The sequence below is a fragment of the Streptomyces sp. A0642 genome (assembly GCF_004795105.1).
Taxonomy (GTDB): domain Bacteria; phylum Actinomycetota; class Actinomycetes; order Streptomycetales; family Streptomycetaceae; genus Streptomyces.
Genome location: NZ_SSBL01000003.1, coordinates 241320 through 256768 on the forward strand (window position 1 = coordinate 241320; position 15449 = coordinate 256768).

General features: G+C 71.9%; 14 protein-coding genes and 1 riboswitch. Of the genes, 13 read left to right on the forward strand and 1 reads right to left on the reverse strand.

All coding sequences use genetic code 11. The annotated features are described in order from the left end of the window. Positions 1-11: 11 nt before the first annotated feature. The 9 genes from E6R60_RS08180 (at position 12) to E6R60_RS08215 (ending at position 9596) form a co-directional block, all read left to right on the forward strand. A complete protein-coding gene (locus tag E6R60_RS08180; protein WP_276613943.1) occupies positions 12-935 on the forward strand; it encodes a LysR substrate-binding domain-containing protein in 924 nt (307 codons plus the stop codon). Between the two features lie 66 nt (positions 936-1001). Then, positions 1002-1454: an NAD(P)H-dependent oxidoreductase gene (locus E6R60_RS08185; protein ID WP_136325761.1), complete on the forward strand. Its 453-nt coding sequence runs from the start codon at positions 1002-1004 to the stop codon at positions 1452-1454. Positions 1455-1719: 265 nt separating this feature from the next. After that, the gene (locus E6R60_RS08190) at positions 1720-2808 is read left to right on the forward strand and encodes a substrate-binding domain-containing protein (RefSeq protein ID WP_136325762.1); all 1089 of its coding nucleotides are present in this window, start codon (positions 1720-1722) and stop codon (positions 2806-2808) included. Positions 2809-2910: 102 nt separating this feature from the next. Beyond that, positions 2911-3690, forward strand: coding sequence for an ATP-binding cassette domain-containing protein (locus E6R60_RS08195; RefSeq protein WP_136325763.1), 780 nt, complete (start codon positions 2911-2913; stop codon positions 3688-3690). Beyond that, positions 3687-4958 carry a sugar ABC transporter permease gene (locus tag E6R60_RS08200; protein WP_136325764.1) on the forward strand — a complete coding sequence of 424 codons (1272 nt, stop codon included), beginning with the start codon at positions 3687-3689 and terminating at the stop codon, positions 4956-4958. The genes E6R60_RS08195 and E6R60_RS08200 overlap by 4 nt, the downstream gene beginning before the upstream one ends. Positions 4959-5120: 162 nt before the next feature. Then, positions 5121-5233, forward strand: a riboswitch (SAM riboswitch). Between the two features lie 39 nt (positions 5234-5272). Then, entirely contained in the window at positions 5273-5389 is a 117-nt protein-coding gene (locus E6R60_RS37935; RefSeq protein ID WP_346766063.1) for a putative leader peptide, read from the forward strand. Between the two features lie 73 nt (positions 5390-5462). Continuing rightward, positions 5463-6689, forward strand: coding sequence for an LLM class flavin-dependent oxidoreductase (locus E6R60_RS08205; RefSeq protein WP_136325765.1), 1227 nt, complete (start codon positions 5463-5465; stop codon positions 6687-6689). Positions 6690-6707: 18 nt separating this feature from the next. Next, positions 6708-8114 carry an NtaA/DmoA family FMN-dependent monooxygenase gene (locus E6R60_RS08210; protein WP_136325766.1) on the forward strand — a complete coding sequence of 469 codons (1407 nt, stop codon included), beginning with the start codon at positions 6708-6710 and terminating at the stop codon, positions 8112-8114. A 30-nt stretch (positions 8115-8144) separates the two neighbouring features. Further along, positions 8145-9596, forward strand: coding sequence for a hypothetical protein (locus tag E6R60_RS08215; RefSeq protein WP_240802453.1), 1452 nt, complete (start codon positions 8145-8147; stop codon positions 9594-9596). A 156-nt stretch (positions 9597-9752) separates the two neighbouring features. Here the strand turns inward: E6R60_RS08215 and E6R60_RS08220 are convergent, their stop codons facing one another. Further along, positions 9753-10343 (reverse strand): TetR/AcrR family transcriptional regulator, encoded by a 591-nt coding sequence (locus tag E6R60_RS08220; RefSeq protein WP_136325767.1) that lies wholly within the window; start codon positions 10341-10343, stop codon positions 9753-9755. A 255-nt stretch (positions 10344-10598) separates the two neighbouring features. On the opposite strand from E6R60_RS08220, the gene E6R60_RS08225 reads away from it, so the two are divergent. From E6R60_RS08225 to E6R60_RS08240, 4 genes are read left to right on the forward strand one after another with little or no spacing between them, the layout of a single operon-like run. Beyond that, positions 10599-11156, forward strand: coding sequence for a 2Fe-2S iron-sulfur cluster-binding protein (locus E6R60_RS08225; protein ID WP_136325768.1), 558 nt, complete (start codon positions 10599-10601; stop codon positions 11154-11156). Then, positions 11153-12145: a xanthine dehydrogenase family protein subunit M gene (locus E6R60_RS08230; protein WP_136325769.1), complete on the forward strand. Its 993-nt coding sequence runs from the start codon at positions 11153-11155 to the stop codon at positions 12143-12145. The genes E6R60_RS08225 and E6R60_RS08230 overlap by 4 nt, the downstream gene beginning before the upstream one ends. Next, positions 12142-14304, forward strand: a complete 2163-nt coding sequence (locus E6R60_RS08235; protein ID WP_136325770.1) for a xanthine dehydrogenase family protein molybdopterin-binding subunit — start codon at positions 12142-12144, stop codon at positions 14302-14304. The genes E6R60_RS08230 and E6R60_RS08235 overlap by 4 nt, the downstream gene beginning before the upstream one ends. Next, positions 14297-15430 carry an XdhC/CoxI family protein gene (locus tag E6R60_RS08240; protein WP_136325771.1) on the forward strand — a complete coding sequence of 378 codons (1134 nt, stop codon included), beginning with the start codon at positions 14297-14299 and terminating at the stop codon, positions 15428-15430. Before E6R60_RS08235 ends, E6R60_RS08240 begins: the two co-directional genes overlap by 8 nt. Positions 15431-15449: the final 19 nt, after the last annotated feature.

Genomic DNA, 15449 nt, shown 5'->3' on the forward strand with positions numbered 1-15449 from the left:
AGGATGCAGTGGTGCGATGGTCCTCGCTTCCTCCGTTGAACACCCTCCTGCCCTTCGAAGCGACGGTCCGGCACGGGAGCATGACCGCTGCGGCGCAGGAGCTGCACGTGACGCACGGGGCGGTCAGCCGACAGGTGCAGAACCTGGAACGGGCACTCGGCGTCGCCCTGTTCGAACGCCGGACCCGCAGCCTGCTGCCCACCCGGGAAGCGCGCCAACTGGCCGCGGCGATCAGGGATGCGCTCGGTCAGGTCGACGCCGTCGCCCGGCAGATCTCCCGTCGCGTGCCCGACGGGCCGCTCACCGTGTCGTGCGAGCCGACGCTCCTGATGCGGTGGCTCATCCCCCGTCTGCCCGACCTGGCGGTGCGCGTGCCCGGCCTCACCGTCCATCTGTCCGCAGGGGGAGGCCCCGTCCTCTTCGAACGGGACGCGATCGACCTCGCTATCCGCCGCGACGACTTTCCCTTTCCCGCAGGAGCGCACCGGACGCGTCTGTTCGCCGAGCGGATCGGACCGGTGTGCCGGCCCGACCTCGTCGCGCGGCTCACGGCCCCCGGCATGGCGGAGACCACTCTTCTGCATTCCGGGACGCGGCCCGAGGCCTGGGACGACTGGAAGCGCCTCACGGGCACCTCCTTGGAGCCGGCCGCGCAGCAGACCCTTGAGCACTTCTACCTGACCCTTCAGGCTGCATCGGCCGGCGTGGGGGCCGCGATCGCCCCGTACGCCCTCGTCCACGACGACCTGGAACGGGGCCAGCTCGTCGCCCCCTTCGGATTCGTCCCCGACGGCACGGGCTACCACCTCCTGAGCAGCCGGCCGCCCGGCCGGGACCCAGGTGTCCACCGGCTGACGTCATGGCTGAGGAGCCGTGCGGAAGAGCTGGACGCCGATTCCCGGCGGGCGCAACCGCCGGACCCCGGCCAGGGGTGAGCGGCGCCCGGCGCGCCCGGCGCCGCTCGCTTGCGGCGGGGCGGCGGGCACGGCAGGGTTCCGGGTGTGGCCACCTTGCTGATCGTGCATCACACGCCCTCGCCCCACTGTCAGGCACTGCTCGAAGCCGTCGTCTCCGGTGCGACGACGGAGGAGATCGAGGGGGTCCGGGTGGTACGGCGGGCGGCGCTGGCCGCGACGGCATCCGACGTCCTCGCCGCCGACGGCGTGCTGCTCGGAACCCCGGCGAACCTCGGCTACATGTCCGGTGCCCTCAAGCACTTCTTCGACCAGATCTACTACCCGTGCCTGGACGCGACGCGCGGCCGCCCCTTCGGGTACTACGTGCACGGCGGGAACGACGTCACCGGGGCCGTGCGGGCCATCGAGTCGGTCACCACGGGGCTGGGATGGCGCCGCGCGGCCGACGCCGTGACGGTGACGGGACAACCCGCCAAGGCCGACACCGAGGCGTGCTGGGAGCTGGGGGCGACCCTCGCCGCCGGTCTGGCGGACTGACTCGCACCCCCGTCGCCGGCTCATCGGCATACCCGGCTCCGCGGCGACGCCCGCCGGCTGCCGATGCCCCGCGATGGGCCGCCGGGCGTCGGATGTGCCTTGCGGGCGGCCACGGAGCGTTACCCCCGGGGCTCTGAGGTGGGGTGATGTCACCCGCTTGCCGGTCGCGAGGTTGCCGCTAATGTCGATATGTAGGCCATAAGTGCACGTTTGCTATCCGCGCTCTCCCAGGAGAGGGACGGCGCCGCACGAGAAGGAGCCTCCCATGACCCGTACATTGCGGAGCGCGCTCGCTCTGGCCGGAGCGGCAGCCCTGTCGCTGGGCGCGGTGGCGACCAGCGGTGCAGCGCAGCCGGCTGCGGGCCGCGCGGCCGACGAGGTGAAGATCGGCCTGCTGCTGCCCGAGAGCAAGACCACGCGGTACGAGAAGTTCGACCGGCCGTACATCGAGGACAAGATCAAGGAACTGGCGCCGGGCGCCCAGATCGACTACTACAACGCCGCCGAGAGCGCCACCACACAACAGCAGCAGGTGAACACCGCCCTCGCCAAGGGCGACAAGGTCCTCATCCTGGACGCTGTGGACGCCAAGTCGATCCAGTCCTCCGTGCAGAAAGCGCGGGACGCGGGAGCGAAGGTCGTGGCGTACGACCGGCTCGCGCAGGGCCCCGTCGATGCCTACGTCTCGTACGACAACCGCAAGGTCGGCGAGTTGCAGGGCAAGGCCCTGCTCGACGCGCTGGGTGACAAGGCGGAGAGCGGCGAGATCGTCATGCACAACGGTTCGCCGACCGACCCGAACGCCGCCGAGTTCAAGGCCGGAGCGCACTCCGTCCTCGACGGCAAGGTGAAGATCGGGAAGGAGTACGACACCCCGAACTGGGACCCTAACAACGCCAACCAGCAGATGGCAGGTGCCATCAGCGCACTCGGCAAGGACAAGATCGTCGGCGTGTACTCGGCCAACGACGGTCTGGCCGCCGGTATTGCCACCGCACTGAAGGCGGCCGGCATCAACGTGCCCCTGACCGGTCAGGACGCCCAGCTCGACGCGATCCAGCGGATTCTGCTCGGCACCCAGACCATCACCGTCGAGAAGCCGTACAAGCCGGAGGCGGACACGGCGGCCGCGATGGCCGTCGACCTCGCGCAGGGCAAGGACATCCCCAAGTCCCTGACGCCGACCACCGTCACCAGTGGCAGCGGTGAGAAGGTACCGGCCAAGCTGCTGACACCGGTCGTGGTCGACAAGGACAACATCAAGGACACCGTCGTCAAGGACGGCCTGTACTCGGTCGAGGAGATCTGTACTCCCGCCTACGCCGACGCCTGCGAGAAGACAGGCCTTCAGTAGGTCCCTCGTCCACGCATGCGGACGGGCCGCAGCGCGCGGCTCGTCCGCACGGGGGCCGAGACCGTCCGTCCATGCGCACGGGCAATCCAGGAGGCGGTTCCTTTGCCGCAAGCACCTGTGCTCACTCTGCGGGGGATCTCCAAACGATTCGGCGCCGTCCAGGCACTCTCGGGATTCGACCTCGAAGTCCACCCGGGCGAGGTCGTCGCGCTCGTCGGCGACAACGGTGCCGGCAAGTCGACCGCGGTCAAGGCCATCGCGGGAGTCAACCCGCCGGACGAGGGCGTCATCGAATGGCAGGGCCGCCGGGTCGCCATCGGCCGGCCCCACGACGCCCAGAACCTCGGCATCGCCACGGTCTACCAGGACCTGGCCCTGTGCGACAACCTCGACGTGGTGGGCAATCTCTTCCTCGGCCGCGAATTGCGCCGCTTCGGTGTGCTCGACGAGGTCCGCATGGACCAGCGCTCGCGCGAACTGCTCGACACGCTGTCCATCCGCATCCCGAGCGTCCGCATCCCCGTCGCCTCGCTCTCCGGCGGACAGCGCCAGACGGTGGCCATCGCCCGTTCCCTGATCGGCGATCCGCTGGTCGTCATTCTGGACGAACCCACCGCGGCCCTGGGCGTGGAGCAGACGGCCGAGGTCCTCGACCTGGTCGAGCGGCTCAGGGAACGCGGCCTCGGGACCATCCTGGTCAGCCACAACATGGTGGACGTGATGGCGGTCGCGGACCGGATCGCGGTGATGCGACTGGGGCGCAACAACGGCTTCTTCGACCGGCGTTCCACCACCACCGAGGAGATCATCTCCGCCATCACCGGAGCCTCCGACAGCGCCGTCACCCGCCGCCAGGCCCGTAAGCGGGAGGAGGAGCGATGAGCCGGGAACCCGTACACGACGACGCCCAGGAACCGGCGCACGACGCCATGCCCGCCGTCGACACCCGCCTGCTCGTCCGCGAGGAGGGCATCCGCGGGTACGCCGGGGAGTTCTGGCGCAAGATGCGCAGCGGAGAACTGGGCTCCCTCCCCGTCGTCATCGCCGTGATCATCATCTGGACCGTGTTCGGCAGCCTGAACAGCACGTTCCTCTCGGCCCAGAACCTCTCCGACCTCAGCCAGCAGATCGTCGGCACCGGCATGATCGCCGTCGGCATCGTCTTCGTGCTCCTCCTCGGCGAGATCGACCTGTCCGTCGGCTCAGTCAGCGGTCTGTGCGCCGCGATCTTCGCCGTACTCAACGTCCTGAACGGCATGAACGAATGGCTGGCGCTCCTGATCGCGATCCTGGGCGGAGCGGCCGTCGGCCTCATCCAGGGCTTCTTCTTCGCGAAAGTGGGTGTGCCCGCGTTCGTCGTCACCCTTGCGGGCAACCTTGCCTGGAACGGGCTGATGCTGCAGGTGCTCGGCTCCAGCGGCACGGTCAACATCCCCGCCGACAGCATCGTCGCCGAGGTCTACTCGACCATCTACCACAGCCCGGCCGCCGCCTATGCGACCGCGGCCGTCGGGGTCGGACTGTTCCTGGCGGCCTCCCTCCTGGACGCCGCCCGCCGCAGGGCTGCCAGGGTGCCGTCCCGCCCGGTCGCCGAGATCGTGCTGCGCGCGGTCGTCATCGCCGCCATCGCCTTCGTCACCGCGTACATCCTCAACCGGTACCAGGGCCTCCCGCTGGCCCTCCTGATCTTCCTGATCGTGCTGGTGGTCCTGGACTTCGTGCTGCGCCGCACCACGTACGGACGGAAGGTCTTCGCGGTCGGCGGCAACTCCGAGGGGGCGCGGCGGGCCGGCATCAGTGTGCCGTTCGTCCGGATGTCCGTCTTCTCGATCGCCGGCACCATGGCGGCCGTCGGCGGCCTCTTCCTTGCCGGGCAGATCCAGTCGGCGAGCCAGACCTCGGGCGGCGGCAACCTGCTGATGAACGTCATCGCGGCCGCCGTCATCGGCGGCACGAGCCTGTTCGGCGGGCGGGGTTCCGTCTGGTCGGCCCTGCTCGGCGCCCTGGTGATCGGGTCCATCCAGTCCGGGATGAACATCATGGGGGTGAGCAACGCGGTCCAGTTCATGATCACGGGATCGGTCCTGCTGGCGGCCGTGGTCGTCGACTCGCTGTCCCGCAGGAGTCAGAAGGCCGCGGGGCGTGCGTGATCCGTAAGCGCACGGGCCCCGTGCGCACCGTCCCGCCCAGGGAACAGAGCGCGCGGTCGCCTTGTTGTGCTCCATGGTGGTGCCCCCCATGTCCCTTGTGGGCACCACCATGATCTACAGGGGCATTGCGTGGCGCTGCCGGCGCGCGTAGCGTTCCGGGCAGGTCATGAGTGTCAGCGACAAGCCCTGGCTTGCTGACCGGCAACCCTCCTACGCGGCGGGGTGCTCCAAGTGACGACCAGGCGGGGCCCGTCCGGGCTCCGCAAGCGCGAGGCCCCCGGGCCCGCCGAGCCGGAGGAGCGGAGGCGAGGGTCATGCAGGCGGTGTCCCGCCCGCTCGTCAAGGTGCTCGCACCCCGGTGCCGCGTCCACCTCTACTCCCGGCCGCACATCGACCTCCAGCGCGTGGCCGGCGCGCTCTGTCGTTCCTGACCCGTTCCCGCGACGCCGAACCTCCCGACGAGGCCCGGCGCTCACCCACGGTCGATCAGGAAGGCACCCTGTCGTGTCCGCATCAGCATCCCCGCATCCTTCCCCGTCCCCCTCGCTGCACCTCGCCGTCGCACTCGACGGCACGGGCTGGCACCCCGCCGCCTGGCGCGAACCGGAGGCCCGGCCGGGAGAACTGCTCACCGCCGCGTACTGGGCCGACACCATCACCGAAGCCGAGCGCGGCCTGCTCGACTTCGTGACGATCGAGGACGCGCTCGGTCTCCAGTCCTCGCGGTTCACCGAGCCCGACGACCGCACCGACCAGGAGCGGGGGCGCCTCGACGCGGTGCTCATCGCCGCCCGGGTGGCCCCCCTGACGCGGCACATCGGGCTCGTCCCCACCGTGGTCGCCACGCACACCGAGCCGTTCCACCTCTCCAAGGCGATCGCCACCCTGGACTACGTGAGCACCGGCCGCGCCGGTCTGCGCATCCAGGTGTCGGCCCGGCAGCACGAAGCCGCCCACTTCGGCCGCCGTACGTTCCCGCGCTTCGGCGTCGGCGAACTGGACACACCGGCCGTACAGGCGCTGACCGCCGAACTCTTCGAGGAGGCCGGCGACTACGTCGAGGCGGTACGCCGCCTCTGGGACAGCTGGGAGGACGGCGCCGAGATCCGGGACGCGGCCACGGGCCGCTTCATCGACCGCGAGAAACTGCACTACACCGACTTCGAGGGCCGGTACTTCAGCGTCAAGGGTCCCTCGATCACGCCCCGGCCTCCGCAGGGCCAGCCGGTCGTCAGCGCCCTCGCGCACCGGAGCGTCCCCTTCCAGCTGGTGGCCCGCTCGGCGGACATCGGATACGTGACCCCGCACGACGCCGGCCGGGCCCGCGCCGTCGTCGACGAGATCCGCGCGGAACAGGCGGCGGCCGGGCGGGCGGCGGAACCCCTCCACATCTTCGGGGACCTCGTGGTCTTCCTCGACGACGACCCCGCGACCGCCAGGGCCCGCCGGGACCGCCTGGACGGCCTCGCCGGACACCCGTACACCAGCGACGCGAAAATCTTCACCGGCACCCCCGCGCAACTGGCGGACCTTCTCCTGGAATGGCGGCAGGCCGGGCTCTCCGGCTTCCGGCTGCGCCCCGCGGTGACCGGCCACGACCTCCCGGCGATCAGCCGCCGGCTGGTCCCCGAGCTGCAGCGCCGAGGCGCCTTCCGGACCGCGTACGAGGCCGACACCCTGCGCGGGCTGCTCGGCCTCGCCCGCCCCGCCAACCGCTACGCCACCGTCTGAGCCGGAAGGACCACCGACATGACCGCCATCAACGGCGCCGGCCGCAGCACCGGCAAGCCGCTCAAGCAGATCCACCTCGCCGCCCACTTCCCGGGCGTCAACAACACCACCGTGTGGAGTGACCCCGAGGCCGGCAGCCACGTGGAGTTCAGCTCGTTCGCGCACTTCGCCCGCACCGCCGAGCGTGCCAAATTCGACTTCCTGTTCCTCGCCGAAGGGCTCCGCCTGCGCGAACAGGGCGGTCAGATCTACGACTTGGACGTGGTGGGCCGCCCCGACACCTTCACCGTGCTGTCCGCCCTCGCCGCGGTCACGGAGCGCCTCGGCCTCACGGGAACGATCAACTCCACGTTCAACGAGCCCTATGAGGTGGCCCGCCAGTTCGCCAGCCTCGATCACCTCTCGGGCGGACGCGCGGCGTGGAACGTCGTCACCTCGTGGGACGCCTTCACGGGCGAGAACTTCCGGCGCGGCGGATTCCTGCCGCAGGAGGAGCGGTACTCCCGGGCCAGGGAGTTCCTCGCCACGGCCAACGAACTGTTCGACTCATGGCGCGGCGACGCCATAGCCGCCGACCAGCGGACCGGCACCTTCCTTCGGGACGCGGCGGCCGGAACCTTCGCGCACAAGGGGCAGCACTTCGACATCGAGGGGCGATTCAACGTCCCGCGCAGCCCGCAGGGCCGCCCGGTGATCTTCCAGGCCGGGGACTCCGAGGAAGGACGCGAGTTCGCGGCCGAGGGCGCCGACGCGATCTTCAGCCGCTACAGCACCCTCGAAGAGGGCCAGGCGTTCTACGGGGACCTGAAGGGCCGCCTCGCCCGCCACGGCCGCAGCCACGACCAGCTCCTGATCCTGCCCGCCGCGACCTTCGTCCTCGGCGACACGGACGCCGAGGCGCGGGAACTGGCCCGCGAGGTCCGCGGACAGCAGGTCAGCGGCGCCACCGCGATCAAGCACCTCGAGTTCGTCTGGAACCGCGACCTCTCCTCGTACGACCCCGAGGGCCCGCTGCCCGACATCGATCCGGACCCCGGCGAACACACCGTCGCCCGCGGCCGCGCCCAGGTGCGCATGTACCGTGACCCGCTGGCGACCGCCCGGGAATGGCGGGAGCTCGCGGCCGCCAAGAACTGGTCGATCCGCGACCTGGTCATCGAGACCGGCAGCCGCCAGTCCTTCGTCGGCTCACCGGCCACCGTCGCTTCGGCCATCAACGACTTCGTCCAGGCCGATGCCGCCGACGGCTTCATCCTCGTCCCGCACATCACCCCCGGCGGACTCGACGTCTTCGCCGACACGGTGGTCCCGCTCCTGCAGGAGCGCGGGGTGTTCCGCACGGAGTACCGGGGCACGACGCTCCGCGACCACCTGGGCCTGAACCACCCGGACGGCGCCGGGGCGGTCGAGCACGCGGCCCCCTGACAGCCGGCCCCCTCGTTAGGCTTCGGCCGCATGACCGACCCCTACCTCGAAGTCCTGCGCACCCGGCCCGAACTGGCCGAGGCGGCAGCCTTTCCCTTCAACTTCGACGTGAGCCGGGCCTACCACGTCGAAGACGTGCACCTGGCGTCCGGTGCGTCGTTGGAGCCGATCGCCGGCGACGACACCGGAGGCACGTTCTTCCTCTCCGGGGGAGAGGCTGTGCTGTACGCCTCGTCGGAAGGGGACGCGGTGCTGATCGCCGACAGCGTCGGTGAGGCGCTGGAGATGCAGATCCGGCTGCCCGAGTGGTGCGAGAACCTCACGGAGGACATGGACGAGGAGGCGATGCGCGCCGCCGTGCGCGGGTGCGACGCGGAGGCACGCGCGGAGTTCGCCCCGGAACTGGACGAACAGCGTGCGGTGCTGATCCGTGGCCTCGGTCTTCCGGAGCGGCCGCTGACCGAGCTCTTCGCGAGGGCGGAGTCGGCCGCCGGGCGAACCGAGCCGGACCACCTCCTGCTCAACTCCGCTGACCTGTGCGCGTACCGGCTGTCCGCTCCCTACCGGATGAGCCTGCGCGACGTCGTCCTCGGACCGGGAAGGGAGGCGCTGAAGCGCGTACGCGCCGGTGACCTCGCCGCGGAGCAGGAGGCGGCAGGGGACCCGGTGCTGCGCACGGGGGTCCTGAGGGCGGCCCAGTTCGATCGCCGGGACGCTGATCTGCCGCTGCTGCGCCGGGTGCTGGAGGCCGAATGCGGCGCGGGGACCGAGCGGTTCGAGGAACGGACCCTGGCCGCGGTGCTGGTCGCCCTGCACGGACACGAGGAGGACGTCCTCCGGCTGCGGCAGGCCACCTCGGGGGTGGTCACGGACGCCGGCACCGCCGTCGAATGGGCCCGGGCCGAGGAAGCGAGGCGGCACGGGCGGGACATCGCGGCCGAGAGCGAGTTCACCTGGACGCGGCTGGCGCAGCGACAGGGCCGCGTCGAGCACGCCCGTGCCGCGCTCATCCGCATGCTCGACGACACGGGCCCGGACGCACGCCGGCTCCGGGAACTGAGCCGTGCGCTCGAAGACATCGGCGACCACGCGCAGGCGGCCCGTGCCCAGGCCCCTCTTCTCTCCCTCCAGGACACGGCGTCGGACCGGGCCTCGGAGGCGTACGTCCTGGCCCGCCTGGAGCGCCGCAAGGGCGACCTCGCCGCGGCCGGCCGGGCTCTGGAGCGGGCCCGGGCGGCCGTCGGCCAGGGAAGTCCCGCGCCGGACGCGGACATGGCCGGGTGGCACCGACGCGGGATCGGCCGGCTGATCACCGAAGAGCACCTGGAGCTGACACTGGCCGCCGCCGGAGTGGGCGACGCGGACTTCGCGCGCGCGACGATGGCGCACGCGAGGAGGCTGCTGGACACGATCGGCAAGGAATCCGCGAAGGCGCTCAGCGCGCTGTCCACCCGGGCGAAATGGGCCGTGGCCGGGCGGTGAGCGACCGGGCACGACTCCCCGCTCGTGGCCGCGCTCCCGCGCGCGGCGGCGGTGCACCGCACGGTGCGGAGAGCCCGTGCGCGAACACCGGGCGGGCGGATGCGGGTCGCGAGGCCGCTTCGGAGCGCTGCCGTGTGAGCCGTCCGGAGCCTGGGCTCAGGCCCGCGGCCCGCTCGCGCCGGGTGCTCCCGCGCGCAGTCCGTCCATCACGAGGTCCAGCAGCCGGGCGGCCCTCGGCTGCCAGTCGCTGTGCGGGTCGAGCTGCCAGAGGCCGGCGATGGCGAGCTGGAAGTCGTCGGGGGTCACCCCGGGGCGGATCGTGCCCGCCTCCTCGTTCGCCTGCAGCAGGAGGGTGATGCCGCGGGTCACCGGACCGTGTCCCAGTTGGGCCAGGCTGCCGTTGCACGCGGTGGTGCGGAGGGCGACGGCCAGGCCGGCCTTGGCCATGGCGTACTGCGCCAGCCGGTCCATCCACTCGCGCAGGGCCCGGTCGGGGGCGCGGGTTCTGAGCAGCTGGGCCGCGGTGTCGGCGACCTGCTGCATCTCGTAGCGGTAGACCTCGAGGACGAGGGCCTCACGGTTGGGGAAGTTGCGGTAGAAGGTCCCCTGGCCGACGCCGGCCTTCTTCGCGATCGTGCTCACCGGGGCGTCCGCCGCGCGCGTCAGCTCCACCAGGGCCACGGCCAGGATGCGCTCGCGGTTGCGCTGGGCGTCCGGACGCTGGGGCGTGCTCTTCTCCTCGTCCACGCCTCCTCCTTCCGGAAAACGCGGCCACGACGGTCACGAAACGCGGCCACGGCCTTGCTAAGCGGACAGCTGTCCGCTAGGTTCGACAGATAAGCGGACGATTGTCCGCTTCCCTTCATCCTAGCGGTAGATCCGGCCTTTTCGGCCGCCCCGCGTCCCGGCCGCCCGCCCCCACCCGAACCGCCTCTCCCTCCCGGTACGGCTGCCGGGATCGTCTCGTTCGACGCGCATAAGCAATGCGAAAGAAGGCTGAGCATGGCCCCATCGACGTCCAGTGCCATCACCCTGAACATCAATGGCGAAAAATACACGCTGCCCGTCGACCACCGCACCACCCTGCTTGACGCCCTGCGCGAGCGCCTCGACCTGACCGGCACCAAGAAGGGCTGCGACCAGGGGCAGTGCGGTGCCTGCACGGTGCTGCTCGACGGACGGCGGACCGTCTCCTGTCTGCAGCTCGCGGTCGCCGCCGAGGGGCGCGCGATCACCACCATCGAAGGTGTGGCCGACGGGGACCGACTGCATCCCGTGCAGCAGGCGTTCCTCGATCTCGACGGATACCAGTGCGGCTACTGCACTCCCGGGCAGATCTGTTCGGCCCTCGCCGTGATCGAGGAACACGCCGCGGGCTGGCCGAGTGCCGTGACCGGCGACATCCGGCCGGAGGCCGGGATACCCGAGCTCACCGCAGAGGAGATCCGTGAGCGGATGAGCGGCAACCTCTGCCGCTGCGGCGCCTATATGTCGATCGTGCAGGCCGTGGCGCGCGCGGCCGAAGCGGCGGCGGCCGACACCGAGGAGGCCGTGGCATGAGGGAATTCGGATACGAACGCGCCCTCGACGTCTCCGGGGCCGTGGCCCTGCTCGCCGAGGAGCCCGGCGCCCTCCTCCTCGGCGGCGGAACGAATCTCGTCGACCTGATGAAGGCCGGTGTGGAGCGGCCGACGCTCCTCGTCGACGTACAGGAACTCCCGCTCGGCGGACTCGCGTTCACGCCTGACGGCGGGCTGCGCATCGGGGCCACCGTCACCAACAGCGACCTCGCCGTCCACGCCGACGTCCGCCGGCACTACCCGGCTCTGGCACAGGCCGTCCTGGCCGGCGCCTCCGGACAGCTGCGCAACATGGCCACCGTCGGGGGGAACCTCCTCCAGCGGACCCGCTGCGGCTATTTCGGCGACGTCGCCCAACCGTGCAACAAGCGCACCCCGGGCAGCGGTTGTCCCGCGGTGGCGGGCGAGCACCGCAACCACGCCATCCTCGGCGCATCCGAGCACTGCGTGGCGACGCACCCCTCGGACATGGCGGTCGCGCTCGCGGCCTTCGACGCCGTGATCACGTACGAAACGGCCGACGGCCCGGGCGAGTTGCCGATCGCCGACTTCTACCTGCCGGTGGGGGAGACCCCGCACCTCGAGACGGCTCTGCCGCCCGGAGCGCTGATCACCGGTGTCACCGTGCCGCCGGCCTCCGTCGCCGCGCACTCCCGCTACCGGAAGGTACGCGAGCGTGCCTCCTTCGCGTTCGCGATCGGCTCCGTCGCCGCGGCGCTCGACGTCCGGGACGGCGTCGTGCGCGAAGCGCGCCTGGCCCTCGGCGCGGTGGCGTCCCGGCCCTGGCGGGCCCACACGGCCGAACGGGCCCTGACCGGCGGTCCCGCGGACGCGGTGGCGTTCGCCGCGGCGGCGGACGCCGAACTGGCGGCCGCCGAGCCCCTTGCGGAGAACGGATACAAGGTGACCCTGATGCGCAACCTCGTCACGGCCGTGCTCACCGAACTCGCCGAGGAGGCCGCCCGATGACCACCACGACCGAGAACACCGCGGTGACCGGAGCGGTCGGCACCGCCCGCACACGCGTGGAGGGCCGGGACAAGGTCACCGGCACGGCCCGCTACGCCGGAGAGATCCCCTTCGCCGAACTCGCGCACGGCTGGCTCGTGTTGTCGACCGTGGCGCGCGGCCGCATCCGGTCCGTGGAGGACGCTCCCGTCCGGGCGATGCCCGGGGTCCTGACCGTGCTCCACCACGCGAACGCGCCACGGGTCGACACCGGGTACATGGGCATGCTGGGACCGCCCAACCCGGTCGTCGGACTCTTCCAGCACGACCGGGTGCCCTTCCTCGGCTGGCCCGTCGCCCTGGTCGTCGCCGAGACGTCCGAGCAGGCCCGGGAGGCCGCCGAGGCGCTGGTGGTGAGCTACGACCGGGAACCGCACGACGTGGAGTTCTCCGCCGGGCACTCCGGTGCCTACACACCGGACCAGCGCGCGATGGAGCAGGCCGACACGGAGAAGGGGGACCTGGAGGCCCGGCTCCGCGAGGCCGCCTTCGTCGTCGAGGAGGAGTACACCACCCCGGAGGAACACCACAACTCCATGGAGCCGCACGCGGCGACGGCCCGCTGGGAGGGCGGCCGGCTGGATGTTCTCGACTCCAACCAGGGCACCTTCTGGGTGGCGAGCGAACTCGCGTCGCTCTTCTCGCTCGATCCGGGATCCGTCCGGGTGCGCTCCGAGCATGTCGGCGGCGGCTTCGGATCGAAGGGGCTGGCGCCCCACCAGGTGGCCGCCGTGATGGCCGCCACCCTGCTCCACCGCCCCGTGCGCGTCGTGATGACGCGCCGTCAGATGTTCTCGCTGGTCGGGTTCCGCAGCCCCACCGCGCAGCGCGTCACGCTCGGCGCCGACGCCGAGGGACGCCTGCGGGCCTTCGACCACCAGGCGCTGAGCCTCACGTCGACCGTGCACGAGTTCGTCGAGCCGAGCGCCGCTGTCGGACGCACCATGTACGACGCCGACGCGCACCGTACGGGGCACCGGCTGGTGCGGCTCGACGTGCCGACCCCGACCTGGATGCGGGCGCCGGGTGAGGCGCCCGGTTCCTTCGCCCTCGAATCGGCCATCGACGAGCTGGCCGAGAAGTGCGGTCTGGACCCCATCGAGCTGCGCGTGCGCAACCAGCCCGCGGTGGGTCCCGTGTCCGGGCTGCCCTTCAGTCGCCGCAACCTGCTCGCCTGCTTCGAGGAAGGCGCCCGCCGCTTCGGCTGGGCGGACAGGGATCCCCGTCCCGGGGTGCGCCGCGAGGGGCGCTGGCTCCTGGGCACCGGAATGGCGGCCACCTCCTTCTCGGCGGGTGTCGGCCCGTCCACGGCGGCCGTGACCGCGGAGCAGGACGGCGGTTTCACCGTACGGATCAACGCGGCGGACATCGGGACCGGGGCGCGGACCGCCATGCTCGCGGTCGCAGCCGACGCCCTGCGGGTGGACCCGGCGCGGATCCGCGTACGCCTCGGGGACAGCGACCTCGGCCCCGCGTGGATCGCCGGCGGCTCGATGGGCACCCGCTCCTGGGCGTGGGCGGTGCGGCTGGCCGCGGACGAACTGCGCGAACTGCTCGCCCTCGGGGGCACGATTCCGCCGGAGGGGCTCACGACCCGCTCGGACACCGGCGAGGCCATCGGCGCCCTGGCGAAGAGGGAACGGCACTCCTACGGGGCGCAGTTCGCCGAGGCCGCGGTGGACGTCACCACCGGTGAGGTGCGCGTACGGAGGCTGCTCGGCATCTTCGCCGCAGGCACCATCGTCAACCCGCTCACCGCCCGGAGCCAGCTCGTCGGCGGCATGACCTGGGGGCTCTCCATGGCCCTGCACGAGGAGGCGGTCCGCGACGCGGCGTCCGGCGGCTACGTCAACGCCGACCTGGCGGGATACCACGTCGCCGCCCACGCCGACGTCGAGCACATCGAGGCGGACTGGGTCGACGACCACGACCCGGAGGACCCGGTCGGGATCAAGGGTGTGGGCGAGATCGGCATCGTGGGCGTCGCCGCCGCGATCGCCAACGCGGTCTGGCACGCGACCGGTGTGCGCCACCGCAGCCTGCCGATCCGCCCCGACCGCGTCCTCGCGGCCGCGGAAGAGGCACGACGGCGGGCTGCGGAGGAAGTACCGGGTGCTTGACATCGCGGCGGAGCTGAACCGCTGGTCCGAGGAGGGCCGGGACTACGCCGTCGCCACGGTGGTCGCGGTCGACGGCAGCGCGCCCCGGGCCCCGGGCGCGGCCATGGCCGTCGACGGCGAAGGGACCGCGATCGGTTCGGTCTCCGGGGGCTGCGTGGAGGGCGCCGTGTACGAACTGTGCGTGCAGGCGCTTCAGGACGGCCGGACCGTGCGGGAGCGGTTCGGGTACAGCGACGAGGACGCGTTCGCCGTGGGACTCACCTGCGGCGGTGTCATCGACGTCCTCGTCACGCCGGTGCGTTCCGAAGGGCCTTTGTTCCGCGCGGCGTTGGCGGCGGCCGTCCGTGACGAGCCGGCGGCGCTCGCCCGGGTGGTGCGCGGACCGGACGGACTGCTCGGCGGCGCGCTGCTGGTCCGGGGCGACGGATCGTACGAGGGCAGCCTCGACGGCCGTGTGGCCCTGGACCGCAGGGCGGCGGCCGAGGCCCGGGCGCTCCTGGACGCGGGCCGCACCGGCACCGTCGAGATCGCGGAGGACGGGACGAGCTGCCCGGGCGGCCTGACGCTCTTCGTGGAGTCGAGCGTCCCGCCACCCCGGATGATCGTGTTCGGCGCGGTGGACTTCGCCACGGCACTGGTCCGGGCGGGCAAGTTCCTCGGCCACCATGTGACGGTGTGCGACGCCCGGCCCGTCTTCGCGACGCGCGACCGCTTCCCCGAGGCGGACGACGTGGTGGTCGACTGGCCGCACCGGTACCTCGCGGGCGCCGTCACCGACGAGCGGACGGTCCTGTGCGTGCTCACCCACGACGCCAGGTTCGACCTCCCGCTCCTGGAGACGGCCCTGCGCCTGCCGGTCGCGTACGTCGGCGCGATGGGCTCGCGCCGCACGCACGAGGAGCGCAACCAGCGGCTGCGGGAAGCCGGGGTCACCGAGGAGGAACTGGGCCGCCTGCACTCCCCGATCGGCCTCGACCTCGGCGCCCGTACGCCGGAGGAGACCGCCGTGTCCATCGCCGCGGAGATCGTGGCGGAGCGCCGGGGCGGCACGGGCGCTCCCCTGACCGGGGCGCGGACGCCCATCCACCACGACGTCGACGGCGGCATCGGGGCAGCGGTTCCCTGAGTGTCAGAGGCATGCGGTT